Origin of the sequence: Ancylobacter sp. (assembly GCF_965229075.1) — a bacterium.
GTDB lineage: Bacteria > Pseudomonadota > Alphaproteobacteria > Rhizobiales > Xanthobacteraceae > Ancylobacter.
The window spans coordinates 2463967-2482138 of the sequence record NZ_CBDDIO010000002.1 but is presented as its reverse complement, the minus strand read 5'-3'; the positions used below and the strand labels follow the sequence as shown (position 1 = coordinate 2482138).

Below are 18172 nucleotides of genomic sequence, written 5' to 3'. Positions count from 1 at the left end.
GTCGTCCAGAAGGCAGTGCTCCCGGACCGGCCGGACACGTTCGGCTCGGGGGCACGTTTGTCTTGTCCCGGGTTCGTCACGCGAGGTGAAAGGCGAACTCGGTACGCCCTAACACCGCATCGCAGCATCTTTACCTTTTGCATCTGCCGAGCGACAAGTTGTGGGGGTCGGTGCGGAGTGATTCGTGCTCGTTCGTCCATGTTTCTCGGAACCTGCACGCCCGTCCGATGAGGCGCACTGCCTCGCGGCACGCGCCGCGCCGCCGGTGGCCGCCTAAATAAAAGACTAGTCGAATGAACAGACTAGTATTTATACGAAACGTAGCGTTTCATGCGTCGAAACGTTTCGTATCGTTTATCGGCGTGTGCATTTGGGCCGCTCGTTGCGTCAAACGTAAGCCATAGTACGGCTCCGAGACGAAGATGCGCGCGGTGCAAGAAAGTTAACGGCGATGGTTAACAAAGCCGCACAGCCACGGACGGGCGGCGTCCAAGGGAGCCCGGCACGACGAGGCTCTGCCGGACCGCGCCGGAGCAAGGCGGCCACCGAGGCGATCCTGGAAGCTGCGGAGGCGGTGCTCGCCGAAACCGGATATGCCGGCTTCACCATCGAGCAGGTGGCGCGCCGGGCGGGAGCGGGCAAGCCGACCATTTATCGCTGGTGGAGCGGAAAGGCGGCGCTGCTGGTCGAGATTTATGCCCGCCAGCCTTTCGACATGTCGGAGACCAACACCGGCTCTCTGGAGCACGACCTGGCGGAGGCGTTGCGGAAGCTCATCACCTTCTGGCGCGATACGCCCGCCGGTGAAGCTCTCACCGCGCTGTTGGTGGAGGCGCAGCAGGATCCGGCGGCGCTGGAAACCCTGCGCGCCTTCCTGGTTGAGCGCAGCTTTCCCGTTGCCGAACTTTTCGCCCGGGCTGCGCGACGCGGAGAATTGGTGGCGGATTTCGACGCTGCGGCCGGCCTCGATCTCGTCAACGGTTATGTGTGGGCGCGTTTGCTGGCGCGCCGGCTTGATGACGAAGCCACCAGCCTCGCCGCCGCCGGCCGCCTGATCGCCCGGGGATGCCTGCTGCGTTCGTGACAGCCCTCGGCCCGCCCAAGGGCTGCAACTGAGACGTCCTACGCCGCGATGCGCGCCATGTCGCCTGCGGAGGAAACGCGGACGCTCCGTCCAGCCTCCTCACGGTGGGGTGACTGCCGCAGGCTACGCTCACGTGCAGAGGCGCTGCCGCTGAAGCCGCCTCGCAGGCATCGCCCGCCCGATCGCCGGGGACGCCTGCCCTGCTGAGAGCCTCAAGCGTCTTTAACGGAAGAACTGGGCTTCTGAACTGCGTCGCGCGTCAAGTGTCCCCGGCTGCAAGTCGCTCAAGCTTGCTCCCACGCGGGCGGCGAGCCTCTTGGCAAGATCCACGCCCACGCTCCGCCTACACTCCTGCGTGCCCGCATCGAACACGCGCTTGTGTCCAACGGCAGGGCGATGACGGCACAGCTGCGGCGCGCGCCCGCTGGCCAGTGGTCGGATCAGCGGCGGGTTGGCGCCGGTGTCGCGATCTGCCAAGGGGCGGACCGACAGACGTGCCACAGCTGAACCTCAGCCCAGCCACGCCGGCCGAGGTGTTGAGGCACGACGCGTACCCTCGTAGGGTGGGCCCCCTACGCGCGGATCAAAGGTGGGCCGCCGCATGGCTGGAAAGCTGTTCATCCTGTTCCCTTACGTAGCGGCGAGAGCCGGCGCTCCGCCGGAGGCGGCAAGGGCTGACGCTCGTCCGGAGATCGCCCCATGAGGATACCGGCCGCGCGATGAAAATTGGCGGGAAGGCGCTCAACTCCGGCATGCGATCGCTGCTGTGCACGCATGCGAATTGCCCGCCGGCGCGGACGATGCCCTGCTGGCTGCGCCGCCTCGCCGGCAAGAGCCCGGAGCCCGGGGTCGATATCGTCGGCTTTCTTCGATCGGAAATCGGGCTTGGCGAAGCGGCACGGCTCATGGTGGCTGCCCTTGATGCCGGCGGAATTCCCGCAGGCCTCGTCAATGTTCCCCTGCCGGGGAGAATGGCCGAACCGGCATTGGCGGACCGGCTGGCCGCCTCGTCCCGGCACCGCACCGCGCTGTCCATCTTCGGCGCCGCCGAAATCGGCATGTTCGCTCGCCGCGCCTGCCGCGACCAGACCGACATCGCCTATCCCTATTGGGAGTTGCCCAGCTTTCCCACCGCATGGAGGCGCTGGTTCGAACGCTTCGACGCGTATTGGGCGCCGACGACGTTCATTCGGGACGCGCTCGCGAGCGTCCATTCGAGGCCGATCACCGTGGTCCCGCAACCCGTCGATCTGCCGACGGAGCCACCGCAGCAGCTGTTCACGGGCCCTTTGAAGTTCCACACCTTCTTTGACGCCGATTCTTCCATCGCGCGAAAGAACCCGCTGGGAACGATAGAAGCGTTCCGCCTCGCCTTTCCGAGCGGGCGGGAAGACGCCCGGCTGCTCGTCAAGGCACGCGGCGGAGGTTCGGATGCGGGCCGGCTCTCAAGCCTGCTGGCGCTTGCCAGCCAGGACGCCCGTATCGAGATCATCGACGGCACGCTCACCAGAGCCGAAATGACGGCCTTGATGGAGGATTGCAACGTGTTCGTGTCCCTCCATCGTTCGGAGGGCTTTGGTCTTGGATGCGCGGAGGCGCTGGCACGCGGCAAAGCGGTTATCGCGACCAATTTTGGCGGCACACGCGACTTCATCAATGAGCAAACCGGATATCCCGTCCAGTTCGCTCAGGCCGCCGTGCCTCCGCAGGATTACTTTGGCACCGAGGGGAGCTATTGGGCGGAACCGAGCCTCGCACACGCCGCCAGCATTATGCGGGCCATCTATGATGACCCTGGACAGACCGCCGCAAAGGCACAGGCGGGGCTCGCACACCTCGAGCGCCATAACTCCTTTGCCGCCGTGGGACGCCGCATCAAAGAGCTTCTCGGCTGACGTTGCGTCAGCGGCACGCTCGCATCTCTAGGTAGAAATACGTGGGTGCGGTCTGCCTTGACGCTGGAGGATCAAAATACCGGTCCGCCGCTCGACAAGCGGTCGGAGCGGTATGTATGTAGCCCCCGTCACGTTCTTTATGCGTGTGGGGTCCAAGGTGAAAAAGGCGCTTATCACGGGTATCACCGGGCAGGATGGTAGCTATCTCGCGCGTCTGCTGCTTGCGAAGGGCTATGAGGTCACGGGCACCGTCCGCGCCAATTCGCAGGCGAAGCTGACCCGCCTGCGGAAGCTGGGCGTTGCCGACGACGTGCGGCTTGTGGACTTCGACCTCAGCGAGATCAACAGCATCAACCGCGTGCTCCGCCAGATCACCTTTGACGAGGTGTACAATCTCGCGGCGCAGAGCTTTGTCGGCTCCTCGTGGGACCAGCCGCTATATGTCGCCGATGTCAACGGCATGGGCGTGGCGCGCCTCCTCGATGCCATCCGCACCTATTGTCCCCAGACCCGCTTCTACCAGGCGTCGACCTCGGAAATGTTTGGCCGCGCCCGGGCGGTGCCGCAGAACGAGGAAACGCCCTTCCACCCCCGCTCGCCCTATGGTGCAGCCAAGGTGTATGGCCACTACGTCACTATGAACTACCGAGAGTCGTTCGGACTTCACGCATCGTCCGGCATTCTGTTCAATCATGAGAGCCCTGTGCGCGGTGCGGAAATGGTAACGCGCAAGGTCACCTTGGGGCTGGCGCGTTTCGCCCATGGCGAACATGTCCCGGTCGAACTCGGCAATCTCGATGCGCGGCGCGACTGGGGCTTCGCCGGCGACTATGTCGACGGCATGTGGCGCATGCTGCAGCAGGACGAGGCGGACGATTATGTTCTTGCCACCGGGGTGACGACGCCCATCCGCGACTTCGTCAGCTTCGCGGCCGAGGCGCTCGGCCTCGCGCTGGAATGGTCGGGCACGGCCGAGGCCGAGCAGGCCGTGGACCGGCACAGCGGCAAGGTGGCGGTCAAGGTCAATCCGAAATTCTACCGGCCAGCGGAAGTCGACCTGCTGCTCGGCGACGCGACGAAGGCGCGCACGCGGCTAGGCTGGGAACCCAAGGTCACCGTCCGCGAACTCGCGGACATGATGGCCCGGTCGGATTACGACGACTGGAGAGCCGACGCCCCGTCGCGCTAACCTGCCAGCCGTCGCTGCGGCGGGCGCTCTTACGCCTTGGCGGAAAGATAACCTTCTGGCGCGGCGACGCGCCGGGCAGCGCGCGGCAGCTTAGGGCCAGCGGCAGCATCCCACGCCCCGGAGTTTCCCAGTGCCATTCGTCTCCTTCGCGCAGAATTATGAAGACGTGATGCTCTGGCGGGCGCTCGGCCATGTCGGCGCCGGCTTCTATGTTGATGTCGGCGCCTTCTCCCCCGAGGCCGACAGTGTCACCCACGCCTTCTACGCGCGCGGCTGGCGGGGCGTGAACATCGAACCGGTCCCCCGAAGGCTGGCGGAGCTTGCGGCGCGGCGCGACCGGGACGTGAATCTCGGCGTGGTGGCGAGCGATCGCGACGGCACCGCCCGGCTGCACATCGTTGGCGATACGGGACTGTCCACCGTCGATGCCACCATCGCCGAGAGGCACCGCACCAAGGGATGGGCCGTATCGGCGATCGACGTGCCCCAGCGCACACTGACCGGCCTCCTCGACGCGCATCTGGCGCCGGGCCAACCCATCCACTTTCTCAAGATCGATGTCGAAGGCCATGAGACGGCCGTGGTGCAGGGACTGGACCTCACCCGCCATCGCCCCTGGGTGATCCTGATCGAGGCCACGCACCCGAACTCACCGGAAGAGACCGCCAGAAGCTGGGAGCCGCTGCTGACGGCTGCCGGCTATCGCAGCATCTATTGGGATGGGCTGAACCGCTTCTACCTCGCTGCGGAGCACGAGGAACTCGCGCCGGCTTTCTCCGCGCCACCCAATGTGTTCGATCAGTTCGTCAAGACTGACGAAAACGCCCGCGCGAAGCGGTTGCAGGAGCAGGTGGACGGTTTAGAGCGCCTCCTCGCCGCCGAGCGCGCCCGAAACGGCGACCTCGCGGCACAGGTTCAGCAGCGGGAGCAGACGATCGAGGCGCTGACGACGGAATTGGCGCGCCAGGCCCAGGCGGCCGCCATCGCCCTCGAATACGCCACTCACCGGAGCCTCTGGGAGACGCTGTTCTTCCGCCCATCGGGTCGACCGAAGAAGATGTTGCGCCGGCTGTTGTTCCATACCAGCGGCAAGCCTCGCAAGGCGTTCCGCCGCCTCGTCGTTCACGCGAGCGGACGGCCCCGCCGGCCGTTTCGGCTCTGGCTCCACAGTGCGGAATACCAGACTCTGCGTGGCGCGGTGGCGGTGGCCGCGGCTCCCGGCGTCGCGCCGCACGTGCCGGCGCCGCCGCATGACGAGCCCTCCCTCAGCCCCGCCGCGGCCCATCTATGGCGACGCATCGTGGCGCGGCGCGCCCGCCAAGCCGCCTGACGAGAGAAAGACACCGTGCGCATCCTTGTCGACCTGCAGGCGCTTCAATCACGATCGAACGGACAGCGTGGCATAGGCCGTTATGCCCGCTCTCTGCTGGAAGGCCTTCTGCGCCACGCGCCCGAGGACGAGTTCGTTCTGCTCCTCAACGGCATGATCGGCGAAGACAATGCCGGTTTGCGACGTGACTTCGCTGCATGGCCCAATGTCACCCTGCGCCTCTGGACCGCCGCACGCCCCGCCAGCTTCCTCGCACCGCGCGAGCGGCGGCAGGCCGCGGAGGCGATTCGCGAGGCGGTGATCGCCGATTGCGCGGCCGATATCGTTCTCGTCACCAGCCTGTTCGAAGGCATGTCGGAGGACTGCGTAACCGTCGTCGGCGGCACACCGACCGCCGTGGTGCTCTATGACTTGATCCCGCAGCTTTTTCCTTCGCTCTACCTCACCGATCCTCATGTCGCGGCCTGGTACCAGAGCAAGATCGAAGCGCTGCAAAAGGCCGATTTGCTGCTCGCGATCTCCGATTGCTCGGCGCGGGACGCGGCCCTGCATCTGGGGCGACCGGCGGACCGGATCGTCACCATAGGCGCCGATGTCGATACCCGCTTCGTCCCTCTCGCCATCAGCGAGGACGAACGCGAGCGGCACACCGCCGCGTTGGGCCTCACCCGCCCCTTTCTCATGTACACGGGCGGCATCGACCATCGAAAGAACATACCCGCCCTCATCAGCGCGTTCGCCACCCTCCCCCCGTCGCTGATCGAAACCCACCAGCTCGCCATTGTCTGCCACGCCACGGCGGACGAGAAAGAGCAGTTGCTCGCCCATGCCCGCGCCGCCGGCCTGCCGGACACGGCCGTGATCCTCACGGGCTATGTGTCCGACGACACGCTCATCGCCCTCTATAATCTGTGCGCCGCGTTCATCTTCCCGAGCTGGTACGAGGGCTTCGGGCTTCCCGTGCTGGAGGCGCTGCGCTGCGGCGCTGCGGTCGTGGGGGCGAACACCTCCAGCGTGCCCGAGATCATCGGGCGGGACGACGCGCTGTTCGATCCGCACTCCACCGACGACATGGCGCGGATAATGGCGAAGCTCCTGACGGATGAAGCGTTCCGCCAGTCGCTGCGCGGATCCGCGCCGGCCCAGGCGGCGCGCTACAGCTGGGACGCGACGGCCGCGCGCGCGCTCGACGCGCTGCGTACACGGGTGCGCGAGACGGCTCAAGTGGCGTCCGCTCAGACCGCTCGCCCCAAGCCGCGCCTGGCCTTTGTCGCGCCATTGCCGCCGGAACGCAGCGGCGTCAGCTTCTACAGCGCCGATCTTCTGCCCGCGCTCGCGGATTATTACGACATGGAGCTCATCGCACAGGAGCCGGAATCCGTCGCGCCCAGCCTTGCGGAGCGGTTCCGGATAAGGGATGTCGCGTTCCTCCGGCAACACGCCGCGAGCTTCGATCGCGTGCTCTACCAGTTCGGCAATTCGCAGTTTCACGCGCATATGTTCGATCTGCTCGACGATGTGCCCGGCGTCGTCGTCCTGCATGATTTTTTCCTGTCCGGCATCGAGCGCGCTACCTGTCTGACGCGTTTCTCGCGGCTTCTGGGAGAGAACCACGGCTATGCGGCCCTCCTCGCCTGCCACGCGGCAGCCGAAGGCCGCGATCCCGTGACGGAGGCTATCCACGCCTGGCCTACCAATGCCCGCGCCGTGCGCACGGCGGATGGCGTGATCGTCCATTCCGAGCATGCCCGCCAGCTGGCGCGGCGGTTCTACGATCCGCGAACCGTCGCCGATTGGGCGGTCATCCCCCATCTCGCTTTGCCCCGCGACAGGGCCGACGCGGGGCGCGCGAAGGCCCGCGCGCGGCTCGGCATCAGCCCGGACGCGGTGCTGATCTGCAATTTCGGCTATGTCGCGCCCACCAAACTGCCCCTCCGCCTGATCGAAGGCCTGTGCGCGGCGGCCTGCTCCATGAATCCCGGCGTCCGCTTCGTCTTTGTCGGCGATGCGGAAAGCCTGGGCGCATCGATCATGGACCTGGTGGCACACACACAATGGGCCGAGAGGGTTCACATCACCGGCTGGGCCAGCGAGGAAGTGTTCAGCGACTATCTGCTGGCAGCCGATTTCGCCATCCAGCTCCGGACGCATTCCCGCGGCGAAAGTTCAGGTTCCGTCATTGACTGCCTGACGGGCGGCCTTCCCGTGATCGTGAACGACCATGGAAGCCTTGCCGATCTGCCGCCCGACGGCGTGCTGCATATTCCCGACGCCTTCGAAGATCGCGAGCTGGCCCACGCCATCGATCTTCTGGTGAATGATCCTGTCCTGCGGCAGCGCATGGGCACGGCCGGGCGCGAGCGGATTTTGGCGGAACAGGCGCCGGCCGATTGCGCCCGCGCCTATTACGCCGCGATCGAAGGCTTCAACCGCCGCGCCCAGAGCCGGCGCCGACTTGTCGGCGAACTGGCGGGACTGGAAACCGATGCGGCCCTCGACGCCGAGCTGGCACAGGCCGCGGCCGACAGCCTGCCGGCGGGTGCACGGCTGCGGCAGTTGCTGGTCGATGTCGGCGAAATCGCGAAGGGGGATGCCAATAGCGGCATTCAGCGGGTGGTACGCGCCCTGCTGAAAACCTTGTTGCGGGAGCCGCCGGCCGGCTGGCGGGTGGAGCCGGTTTTCGGCGATCCTGTCCTCGGACGCTACCGCTATGCCCGCCGCTTCACCTGCGGATTTCTGGGTCTGCCCTGTGTCTGGCCCGGGGACGAACCGATCGACATCTATCCCGGCGATGTCCTGCTCTGCCCGGATGCCTGCTTCACGCAGATCCCGGAAATGCAATCCGCGCTGGATACGATGGCGCAGGCGGGCGTGTATGTCGCCTCCGTCATCTATGATCTGCTGCCGATCCAATTCCCCCACTACTTCCCTCTGCCCGAAGGGCTTTTCGCGCGCTGGCTGGACACGATCATGCGTTCGGATCAGTTGCTGTGTATCTCCCGCGCGGTGGCCGCGGATGTCGCCGGCTATCTGGCGACCCACCCTCCCGCCAACGGGCGGATGCCCGCCATCGACTGGTTTCACCTCGGCGCCGACCTTGAGACCGCCACAGCACAGGCGGCGCAGGGCGAGGAGCTGCGCGACGCCGTCCGGCAGACACCCGAACGCCCGAGCTTCCTGATGGTGGGGACCGTCGAACCGCGCAAAGGCCACGCGCTGGCGCTCGCGGCCATGGAGCACCTGTGGGCCCGTGGCGGGGATGCGGCGCTGGTGATCGCAGGAGCACCGGGCTGGATGATCGATGACCTCATGGAAAAGATGCAGAGGCATCCCGAAAGCGGCACAAGGCTGATCTGGATCGAGCGCCCCAGCGACGCGGAGCTGCGGCAGCTTTACAGTTCGTGCAGTTGCCTTCTCGCCGCCAGCGAGGGGGAAGGTTTCGGCCTGCCGTTGATCGAGGCAGCCCGGCACGAACTGCCCATCCTCGCGCGCGACATTCCGGTTTTTCGCGAAGTGGCCGGCGACCATGCCAACTATTTCGACGGCACGGGAGCGGAAACCCTGCACGCGGCCCTTGAAGCCTGGCTTGCGGCCTTCCACGCGGGGCGCGTGGTGGGGTCGCGCGGGATGCCCTGGCTGACCTGGCGCCAGAGCGTCGACGCGCTTTTGCGGCGCCTCCCCGTGAACTGAGCCCCGCGCGGCCACCTCCAAAGGCGCGAGGCCTCTTACATGAAAAGGCCCCGGAACCGTGCGGTCCGGGGCCTTTCTGGTCAGCGGCTCGTCGCGGCGGACCGCGCGGGGGCCGCGGCGATCACGGGGCCGGGGTCGCCGGGGTCGCGGGCGTCGCGGCGGGGGCGTTGATCAGGTCGCCCGGCTTCGGCGCGGCCTCGGTCTTTTCCACCTTCGCGGCCTCGCGGGTCTTCTGCACCGCATCGGCCTGGGCCTTCTGCGCCAGGAACTGCTCGATCTGCGGCTTGACCTCGTCGAAGGTCGGCACCGGACGCTCGCGCACTTCCTCAAGCTTGATGACGTGCCAGCCAAACTGCGTCTTCACCGGCTTCGACACTTCGCCCGGCTTCAGCTCGAAGGCGACTTCGGCGAATTCCGGCACCATCTGCTCCTTGGTGAAGAAGCCGAGATCACCGCCATCATCCTTGCCCGAGGGGTCCTCGGTCAGTTCGCTCGCCAGCTTGGCGAAGTCCGCGCCCTTCTTGAGCTGGGCTTCGACATCCTGCGCCTTCTTCTCGGCGGCGGCCTGAGCTTCCTTGTTGTTGGGGTCGGCGCGGAACAGGATGTGGCGGGCGCGCACTTCCTTCTCCGGCTTCTGCTGCTTCACCGCCTCTTCATAGGTCTGCTTCAGGGCGGCGTCGGTCAGCGCGTCCTTGGTGGCCTTGGTGAGGATGGCCTGCATCAGCACGCGCTTGCGGATGAAATCCATCTCGCGCTTGAATTCCTCGGTCTCGTAGAGCTTCTGCGCCTCGGCGGCCTGCGCCATGGCGTTGAGGTCGATGAGGAAGCCGAGCACATATTCGTCGCGGGCGGCGCCCTGGATCTGCTGCGGCAGGTTCGGCGCGAGTTCAGCAGCGGCAGCCGTCACGTCGCTGCGGCGGATCGGCTGGCCGTTGACGGTGGCGAGCACGGGATCGTCGCCCTGGGTCGCGGCAGCAGCCGGCGCCGCGGTCTTCGGCGCGGCGTCCTGGGCGAGCGCCGGCAGGGCGGGAAGCAGGGCGGTGCCGATCAGCGCAGCCAGTAGGCCGGCACGCAGCGGGCCGGCGGAGACCCGGCCGGCGACGGCGCGAGCGGACGCCTTGGGCGCGGCGAGCGGGAAATGACGGGTCATGGAACGTTCCTCAATTCGGTTTGGCCGCGTGGGCCGCGAAAGCTGGCCCAGCACGGCACAGGTTGCAAGCCGGTATGATGGCCAACGCCGGATATTTCGCCGCTTGCGCGCCGGTGGCATGGGCTACCTGCGCGACCGCCCGCTGATCGGCGAAACTGTCGTCCGGCCTGCGATTGACAACCCCCAAACCCGTTCATAAGTGTGGCACGCGGTGCGGGTTCTCGCCGGCACTCGCGCTTATGTGAGCCAAGAACCCGCAAGCCGTTCGCGGCGGCCCGGCCCTGAAGACCCATTTCGGCCGCAAATGGCGTCTCGATGAGGCTTCAGCCCGCGCGTTCGCGCCCGCAGCTTGCTCAAGAGGATGTGGCGGCCCGTCACCGCCCGTCCGACACCTGCCCTTGGCGGACTCGGATTGGAAGTCTCATGTTCGGCGCTCTCGCGCGAAAGCTCTTCGGATCGGCCAATGACCGCCGCGTGCGCGGTTATCAGCCCAAGATCGCGGCCATCAACGCGCTCGAACCCGAGGTCAAGGCGCTCTCCGACGAGGCGCTGCGCGCCCGCACCGTTGCCTTCCGCGAGCAGCTGGCCAAGGGCGCGAGCCTGGACGACCTGCTGGTCCCCGCCTTCGCCACGGTGCGCGAGGCCGCGCGCCGGGCGCTCGGGCAGCGGCATTTCGACGTGCAGCTGATCGGCGGCATGGTGCTGCATGAGCGCGGCATCGCCGAGATGCGCACCGGCGAAGGCAAGACGCTGGTGGCTACCTCGCCGGTCTATCTCAACGCGCTGACCGGCAAGGGCGTGCACGTCGTCACCGTCAACGACTACCTTGCCAAGCGCGACGCCGAATGGATGGGGCGGGTCTACCGCTTCCTCGGCCTCACCGTCGGCATCATCCATCACGGCATGGACGACAATGAGCGCCGCGCGGCCTATGCGTGCGATGTCACCTACGCCACGAATAACGAGCTCGGCTTCGATTATCTGCGCGACAACATGAAGTACGAGCTGAACCAGATGGTGCAGCGCCCGCACTTCTACGCCGTGGTCGACGAGGTGGACTCGATCCTGGTCGACGAGGCGCGCACGCCGCTCATCATCTCCGGCCCGCTCGACGACCGCTCGGATTTCTACAACACCATCGACACCTACATCCCGAAGCTGTCGAAGGAAGACTACGAGGTCGACGAGAAGCAGCGCTCCGTCGCGATGACCGAAGCCGGCATGGAGAAGATCGAGACCCTGCTGCGCGACGCCGGCATTCTCAAGGGCGAGAGCCTGTACGACATCGAGAACGTCTCGGTGGTCCACCACGTCAATCAGGCGCTGCGCGCCCACAGCCTGTTCCAGCGCGACAAGGACTACATCGTCCGCAACGGCGAAGTCGTCATTATCGACGAGTTCACCGGCCGCATGATGCCGGGCCGGCGCTATTCGGAAGGCCTCCATCAGGCGCTTGAAGCCAAGGAGCGGGTGCAGGTCCAGCCCGAGAACCAGACGCTGGCCTCCATCACCTTCCAGAACTATTTCCGCATGTATGAGAAGCTGGCCGGCATGACTGGCACGGCCAATACCGAAGCGGCGGAATTCCAGGATATCTACAACCTCGAAGTGGTCGAGATCCCGACCAACCTGCCGGTGCAGCGCATCGACGACGATGACGAGGTGTATCGGACGGCGGGCGAGAAATACAACGCCATCATCGACCTCATCACCGATTGCAAAACCCGCGGCCAGCCAGTGCTGGTGGGCACCACCTCGATCGAGAAGTCGGAACTTCTTGCCGAGCTGCTGAAGCAGCGCGGCTTCAAGCAGAAGGACTTCTCCGACCCCGACGCCTTCCGCCCGCTCTATGACGGCGATCAGGGCACGGCGGACGACAAGGTGTTCGCGGTGCTGAACGCCCGCCACCATGAGCAGGAATCCTACATCGTCAGCCAGGCCGGCGTGCCCGGCGCCGTCACCATCGCCACCAACATGGCCGGCCGCGGCACCGACATCCAGCTCGGCGGCAATGCCGAGATGCGCATCACCCACGAACTCGGCGACATGCCGGAGGGCGAAGAACGCGCCGCCGCCGAAGCCCGCATCCGCGACGAGATCGCCAAGCTGAAGGCGAAGGCGCTGGAAGCCGGCGGGCTCTATGTCATCGGCACCGAACGCCATGAGAGCCGGCGCATCGACAACCAGCTGCGCGGCCGCTCCGGTCGCCAGGGCGACCCCGGCCACTCGCATTTCTTCCTGTCGCTGGAAGACGACCTGATGCGCATATTCGGGTCGGACCGGCTCGACGGCATGTTGCAGAAGCTCGGCCTCAAGGAGGGCGAGGCCATCGTCCATCCCTGGATCAACCGCGCGCTGGAAAAGGCGCAGCAGAAGGTCGAGGCGCGCAATTACGACATCCGCAAGAACCTGCTGAAATACGACGACGTGATGAACGACCAGCGCAAGGTGGTGTTCGAGCAGCGCGTCGAGCTGATGCAGGACGAGGACGTGGCCGAGACGGTCGCCGAAATGCGCCACGGCGTCATCGAGGACATCGTCACCAAGCATGTGCCGCCCAATGCCTATCCCGAGCAGTGGGACACGGACGGTCTTGCCGAGCAGCTGCAGCGCGTGCTCGGCCTCGACCTCCCGGTCAAGGAATGGGCGGCCGAGGAAGGCATCGCCGACGAGGAGATGCGCGAGCGCGTGCAGCGCCGGGCCGATGAGGCGATGGCGCTGAAGGCGGCGAAATACGGCCCCGACATCATGCGCTATGTCGAGAAGTCGATCCTCTTGCAGACGTTGGATCACCTCTGGCGCGAGCATCTGGTAACGCTCGATCATCTGCGCCAGGTCATCGGACTGCGCGGCTATGCCCAGCGCGACCCGCTGAACGAGTACAAGTCGGAAGCGTTTCAGCTGTTCGAGGCCATGCTTGCCAATCTGCGCGAGGCGGTCACGGCCCAGCTCATGCGCGTCGAGGTGATGTCTGCGCCTCAGACCGACGAGATGCCGCCCATGGCGCCGCACCATATCGACGCGGCGACCGGCGAGGACGAGTTCGCGCTCGCCGATGCCGAGATCGCCGCCGCGGCGACGCTGGCCCCGGCTTTCGACGCGGCGACACCGAACCGCGATCCGAACGATCCTTCCAGCTGGGGTCGGGTCGGCCGCAACGAGGCCTGCCCCTGCGGTTCGGGCCTGAAGTACAAGCACTGCCACGGCAAGTTCGTCTGAGGCGGGGCGATGGGTGGCGGGGCGCAGGGCGATCCAAATGACGACCTGCACCGCGTCGCCGCCGCCGAGCAGCGCCTGTGCGACGCCGCTCTCGCGGGTGATGTCGCCGCGCTCGACGCCCTGCTGGCCGACGATTTGGTGTTCGTCAACCAGTTCGGCCATGTGCTGAGCAAAGAGGACGATCTCGACCTGCACCGCACCGGCGCCTTCCGGCTGGAGCGGCTGACCTTTTCCGACTACCGGCTAAGCCACCTCGCGCCCGGGCTGGTGCTCGCGGTGCTGCGCGCCGATGCGGCCGGCACGGCGGGCGGGGCACCCTTTGAGGCAAGGCTACGCTTCACCCGCGTGTGGCGGCGTGAGGCTTTGGGCTGGCGGGTGGCCAGCGCCCACAGCACCCCGCTCGCCTGAAGCCCGCGGTCCCTACTGAACCGCTGAGAAGCTACCCGGCGCCAGAATGCCGGCAGCACCCGGCAGGGTCTGAACCGTGCCGGGTGTCGTCGCAGAGCCGGACGACACCACCGAAGAAGTGGCAGGCGCCGGCGGGCTCGCGCGCGTTGCCCCCTGCGGTGCGGGCGCCGCTGTCGCCTGGCGCGGCACGGGCGGGCGCACCGGGGGAACCGGCACGTCGGCAATCGGCTCGGCCGCCGGGCCCGCTTCCGCCGGGGGCGCGCTGCCACCGAACAGGTTCTTCAGGCTGTCGAGAAAACCGCCATTGCTGCCGGCATCGAGCGCGGCCAGCTGCGGCAGCGGCGCCCGCTCAGCCGGCCGGGCTTGAGCGTCGGCAGACGGCGCGCCGCTGGCCTGTGGCGGGGTCGGCGCCGAAGCGGGCGTCGCCGCAGCCACCGCCGGGGGCGCGGAGGCCGTCGGTGCAGAGGTCAGCCCACCGAACAGATTGTCGAAGAACCCGCCCGTGCTTGGCGCAGCGGCGACGGCGATGCGCGGCCCGCCCGGTGCATCGTCCGGACGCGGCGCAGGGAGAGGCACGGCGGCGGCCTCGGTCACCGTGTCGGCGGTGGCGAGCGCGATGCTCTCTGCCGGCGCCGGCTCGGTGGTGGAGACGCCGTAGTCGCTTCCCGGCGGCTTCACCACCGGCGGCAGCGAACCCGGCGCGGAGAGCTCCGGGTTTTCCAGCTTGGCGAGGAACACCTTGTGCATGCCGCCATCCTTGCCGGTCTTGACCGGGGCGACGGGCTGCAGCGCGCCGGCGCTGGCGATCTTGGTGCTGACGTCCTTCTGCCGGGCGGCGACTTCTTCCTCCAGCCCTTCCGGCATCGTGTAGTCCGGGCAAGGCTGGCTCGCCTGCAGCTTCTGGTTCGGGTCGGTCGGCGTGGCATTGAAAACGTAGCGCTTGCCGCAATAATCCACCTTCGGCGGCGCTTTGGTGATCTCGAACACGTCGCTGCCTTCCTTCAGCATCTTCCAGAAGGCGAGGTTCGGGTTGTTGCGGTGGCGGACCAGATTGTCCGTCGTCATGCGGAACGGGTACGCCTGCACCTGGAAGGAGCGCTGCCCGCCATAGAAGCTCTCGCGGCCGAGCGCAAAAATCTCCTGCACCTGCTCGTCGGTCATGGCGTAGCAGCCGCGCGAGGAGCAGTCGCCATGCACCATCAGATTGCTGCCGGAGCGGCCCCAGGCGCGGTCATAGGCATTGGGAAAGCCGAGGTCGAAGGCGAGATAATAGCTGGAATTGGGGTTCATCTGGCCGGGGGTGATGGCGTAGAAGCCCTCCGGCGCCTGCCGGTCCCCCTCCCTAACCTTCGGCCCCAATTCGCCGGACCAGCGGCAGATCGGGTAGGTCTTCAGCAGCGCATATTCGCCGCTGGTGGTTTCCTTCCAGACCTCGAGCTCGGATTCTTCCTTGAAGATCCGCACCACGATCGGGCTCGACTTGGTCATGCCCTTCTGGTCGATCAGCGCCAGCGTCTGGGGGGAAAGGCTCTTGCTCGCCTTCGACATGGGCGAGGAGCCGTCGCCGCCATTGCAGCCGGCCAGCACCAGCGCGGTGCAGCCGGCCAACAGGGCCGCGCGCCAGCGCGCACCGAGTCCCCGGTCACGCGCCTGACGCGAGAGGCTCGAAATGGCCTGAAACCTCAACCCCGGTATCTCCCCGAAACCGCAGCGCACAAGGCGCCCGCGCCAAGCGTTATACCGCGTCCGGGGCCGGCGCAATCCCACCGCGCAGGACGGTCGATCACAGCCCGGCGAGGCCGGCCGTCAGCGAGCCGATCGCTTCGGTTCGCCCGCGTCCGCTCAGAGGTTGCGGCCGATAGCCAGGAACTTCTCGCGACGGGCCTTGCGCAGCGCCGCCGGCTCCATCCCGTCCAATTCGCCGAGCGCGGCCTCGATAGCGTCGCCCGTCGCCCGCATCGCCGCCTCGGGGTCGCGGTGGGCGCCGCCGGGGGGCTCGGGAATCACGGAATCGATGACATGGAAGCGCAGCAGGTCCTGCGCGGTGATCTTCATGTTCATCGCCGCTTCCTGCGCCTTGGCGGTGTCGCGCCAAAGGATCGAGGCCGCCCCTTCCGGCGAGATCACGCTGTAGATCGAATGCTCCAGCATCAGCACGCGGTTGGCGGTGGCGATGGCGATGGCCCCACCGGAGCCGCCCTCGCCGATGATGACGGCGACATTGGGCACGCCGAGCGACAGGCAGGCATCGGTCGAGCGGGCGATGGCCTCGGCCTGGCCGCGCTCCTCGGCATCGAGGCCGGGAAAGGCGCCGGCGGTATCGACCAGCGAAATGACCGGCAGCGAGAAGCGGTCGGCGAGTTCCATCAGCCGCACCGCCTTGCGGTAGCCCTCGGGGCGCGCCATGCCGAAATTGTGCTTGATGCGGGTTTCGGTGCTGGAGCCCTTCTCCTGCCCGATCAGGCAGACGGCGCGGCCGCGAAAGCGGGCGAGACCGCCGAGAATGGCGTGGTCGTCGCCGAATTTGCGGTCTCCGGCCAGCGGGTCGAACTCCTCGAACAGCGCCGAGGCGTAATCGGAGAAGTGCGGGCGCAGCGGATGGCGCGCCACCTGCGTCTTCTGCGAGGGAGAGAGATTCGCGTAGAGCTGGAGCAGCGCGTCGCGCGCCTTGCCTTCCAGCCGCGCGATATCGTCGCCAATGGCGACCGCGTCGCCCTGCGCCGCCATGGCGCGCAATTCTTCCAGCTTGGCCTCGAGTTCGGCCACGGGCTTCTCAAAATCGAGGTAGCTGCGCATTGGAAATGATTGAACCGGCTCACGGGAAAGGGGGGCCATCCGGAAGGACAGCCCGCGAAATCGGGCGGAAGCTGCCCCGAGAGGGTGGCGACGTCAAGGCAGGCGCGCATCTGCGCTCAATCGCCGCTGCCCTCACTGAGCGGATGCAGGTCGCGCACCAGGCTTTTCAGCCGCTCGTCCAGCACATGCGTATAGATCTGCGTCGTGGAAATGTCGCTGTGGCCGAGCAGCGTCTGCACGATGCGCAGCTCCGCCCCATGCGCCAGGAGATGGCTGGCGAAGGCGTGGCGCAGCACATGCGGCGACAGCCGCGCCGGATCGAGCCCGGCGGCCACGGCGAGGTCTTTCAGGTCGAGCGCCACCTGCTGGCGGGTGATGTGCCCGCTCGCCGCGCCGGAAGGAAAAAGCCAGCGACCGCGTTCGGCCGGCACTTTCCGCCCTGCCCGTTCCGCCCGCTCCGCCGCGACCCTGTCCAGCGCCGCGCGATAGGCGGACATGGCGGCGTGCGCCGGCGGGCCGAGCGGGACCAGCCGCTCCTTGTTGCCCTTGCCGCGCACGATGATGGCGTCGCCGCGCGCGTTCGCCGCCGACGCCGGCAGCGCCGCGAGTTCGGACACGCGCAGACCCGTGGCGTAGAGAAGCTCGACGAAACAGGCGGTGCGCGCCCGCCGCGCGGCTTCAGCAAAGCTCGCCACCGCTTCGCCGGCCCGCGCATGGGCGGTGGCGATGAGACGGCTCACCTCCTCCTGCGACAGCACCTTGGGCAACGGCCGGCTGCGGCGAGGGCCTTCGAGCACGGCGGCGGGATCGTCGCCGCGATGGCCCTCGGCATAGAGAAAGCGGTGGAACTGGCGTACGGCGGAGAGCTTGCGCGCCACGCTGGCGCTGGCGAGGCCGCGGACCGAGAGCGCAGCAAGCCAGCCACGCAGATCGGCGGTGGTGGCGCCGGCGACATCGCGGCCCTGCGTCGCCAGAAACCCCTCATAGTCCTCCAGGTCGCGCTGATAGGCGCTGAGCGTGTTCGCTCCCGCGCCCCGTTCGGCGGCCATCATGTCGAGAAAGAGTTGCGCCCCGCGCGGGCTCATTTGGCGAACCGGTCGGGCGGCACCACGATGCTCATCTCGCGCATCTGCGGCTTCACCAGCGTGGCGAACGCCCACAGCGTGCCATAGCCGAGGCCGCCGAGGATGCCGAGAATGACGAGAAGGCGAATGAGGCTCGGCATGGTTGAGCAGGCCCTGCACGATTCGAAAGGGGTTCCGGCGATCCTAAGGCCGTTCGGCGCACCGGTGGAAGCCGGCGGTATCTTCCTCACCCTGCCATCTCTGTCTGAACGGAGCGTTACAGCGCCGCCACGCGTACGCACGGGCCGCGCTCGCATTGCGTCACCCCCGCGCTGATGATAGTCCGC

General features: G+C 67.1%; 12 protein-coding genes. 7 read left to right on the top strand and 5 right to left on the bottom strand.

Translation table 11 applies throughout. The features are described from left to right. Positions 1-451 precede the first annotated feature (451 nt). The 5 genes from ACO07Z_RS17655 (at position 452) to ACO07Z_RS17635 (ending at position 9188) form a co-directional block, all read left to right on the top strand. Positions 452-1084, top strand: a complete 633-nt coding sequence (locus ACO07Z_RS17655; protein ID WP_421699897.1) for a TetR/AcrR family transcriptional regulator — start codon at positions 452-454, stop codon at positions 1082-1084. Between the two features lie 719 nt (positions 1085-1803). Further along, positions 1804-2979 (top strand): glycosyltransferase family 4 protein, encoded by a 1176-nt coding sequence (locus ACO07Z_RS17650; RefSeq protein WP_421699896.1) that lies wholly within the window; start codon positions 1804-1806, stop codon positions 2977-2979. 139 nt (positions 2980-3118) lie between these two features. Next, entirely contained in the window at positions 3119-4168 is a 1050-nt protein-coding gene (gmd, locus tag ACO07Z_RS17645) for a GDP-mannose 4,6-dehydratase (protein ID WP_421700838.1), read from the top strand. A gap of 169 nt (positions 4169-4337) precedes the next feature. After that, positions 4338-5498, top strand: coding sequence for an FkbM family methyltransferase (locus tag ACO07Z_RS17640; protein ID WP_421700837.1), 1161 nt, complete (start codon positions 4338-4340; stop codon positions 5496-5498). 15 nt (positions 5499-5513) lie between these two features. Continuing rightward, positions 5514-9188 (top strand): glycosyltransferase, encoded by a 3675-nt coding sequence (locus ACO07Z_RS17635; protein WP_421699895.1) that lies wholly within the window; start codon positions 5514-5516, stop codon positions 9186-9188. 121 nt (positions 9189-9309) lie between these two features. Here ACO07Z_RS17635 and ACO07Z_RS17630 read toward each other — a convergent pair whose 3' ends face one another. Further along, positions 9310-10338: a peptidylprolyl isomerase gene (locus ACO07Z_RS17630; RefSeq protein ID WP_421699894.1), complete on the bottom strand. Its 1029-nt coding sequence runs from the start codon at positions 10336-10338 to the stop codon at positions 9310-9312. Positions 10339-10761: 423 nt separating this feature from the next. Between ACO07Z_RS17630 and secA the strand changes: the two genes are divergently transcribed. Both secA and ACO07Z_RS17620 read left to right on the top strand, forming a co-directional pair. After that, on the top strand, positions 10762-13557 hold the full coding sequence (gene secA, locus ACO07Z_RS17625) for a preprotein translocase subunit SecA (RefSeq protein ID WP_421699893.1): 2796 nt from the start codon (positions 10762-10764) through the stop codon (positions 13555-13557). Positions 13558-13566: 9 nt separating this feature from the next. Continuing rightward, positions 13567-13965, top strand: a complete 399-nt coding sequence (locus tag ACO07Z_RS17620; RefSeq protein WP_421699892.1) for a nuclear transport factor 2 family protein — start codon at positions 13567-13569, stop codon at positions 13963-13965. Between the two features lie 12 nt (positions 13966-13977). On the opposite strand, the gene ACO07Z_RS17615 is transcribed toward ACO07Z_RS17620, so the two are convergent. The 4 genes from ACO07Z_RS17615 to ACO07Z_RS17600 form a co-directional block, all read right to left on the bottom strand. Next, entirely contained in the window at positions 13978-15651 is a 1674-nt protein-coding gene (locus ACO07Z_RS17615; protein ID WP_421699891.1) for a L,D-transpeptidase family protein, read from the bottom strand. 156 nt (positions 15652-15807) lie between these two features. Further along, positions 15808-16761 carry an acetyl-CoA carboxylase carboxyltransferase subunit alpha gene (locus tag ACO07Z_RS17610; protein WP_421699890.1) on the bottom strand — a complete coding sequence of 318 codons (954 nt, stop codon included), beginning with the start codon at positions 16759-16761 and terminating at the stop codon, positions 15808-15810. A gap of 116 nt (positions 16762-16877) precedes the next feature. Beyond that, complete coding sequence (locus ACO07Z_RS17605; RefSeq protein WP_421699889.1) at positions 16878-17846, bottom strand: site-specific tyrosine recombinase XerD; 969 nt, start codon at positions 17844-17846, stop codon at positions 16878-16880. Further along, on the bottom strand, positions 17843-17986 hold the full coding sequence (locus tag ACO07Z_RS17600; protein WP_421699888.1) for a hypothetical protein: 144 nt from the start codon (positions 17984-17986) through the stop codon (positions 17843-17845). Before ACO07Z_RS17600 ends, ACO07Z_RS17605 begins: the two co-directional genes overlap by 4 nt. Positions 17987-18172 lie beyond the last annotated feature (186 nt).

Excerpts from the sequence above, each read along its gene's own strand:
- secA (WP_421699893.1), top strand. The coding sequence starts at position 10,762 with ATGTTCGGCGCTCTCGCGCGAAAGCTCTTCGGATCGGCCAATGACCGC.
- ACO07Z_RS17605 (WP_421699889.1), bottom strand. The coding sequence starts at position 17,846 with ATGAGCCCGCGCGGGGCGCAACTCTTTCTCGACATGATGGCCGCCGAA.
- ACO07Z_RS17610 (WP_421699890.1), bottom strand. The coding sequence starts at position 16,761 with ATGCGCAGCTACCTCGATTTTGAGAAGCCCGTGGCCGAACTCGAGGCC.
- ACO07Z_RS17620 (WP_421699892.1), top strand. The coding sequence starts at position 13,567 with ATGGGTGGCGGGGCGCAGGGCGATCCAAATGACGACCTGCACCGCGTC.
- gmd (WP_421700838.1), top strand. The coding sequence starts at position 3,119 with ATGCGTGTGGGGTCCAAGGTGAAAAAGGCGCTTATCACGGGTATCACC.
- ACO07Z_RS17630 (WP_421699894.1), bottom strand. The coding sequence starts at position 10,338 with ATGACCCGTCATTTCCCGCTCGCCGCGCCCAAGGCGTCCGCTCGCGCC.
- ACO07Z_RS17655 (WP_421699897.1), top strand. The coding sequence starts at position 452 with ATGGTTAACAAAGCCGCACAGCCACGGACGGGCGGCGTCCAAGGGAGC.
- ACO07Z_RS17650 (WP_421699896.1), top strand. The coding sequence starts at position 1,804 with ATGAAAATTGGCGGGAAGGCGCTCAACTCCGGCATGCGATCGCTGCTG.
- ACO07Z_RS17600 (WP_421699888.1), bottom strand. The coding sequence starts at position 17,986 with ATGCCGAGCCTCATTCGCCTTCTCGTCATTCTCGGCATCCTCGGCGGC.
- ACO07Z_RS17640 (WP_421700837.1), top strand. The coding sequence starts at position 4,338 with ATGCTCTGGCGGGCGCTCGGCCATGTCGGCGCCGGCTTCTATGTTGAT.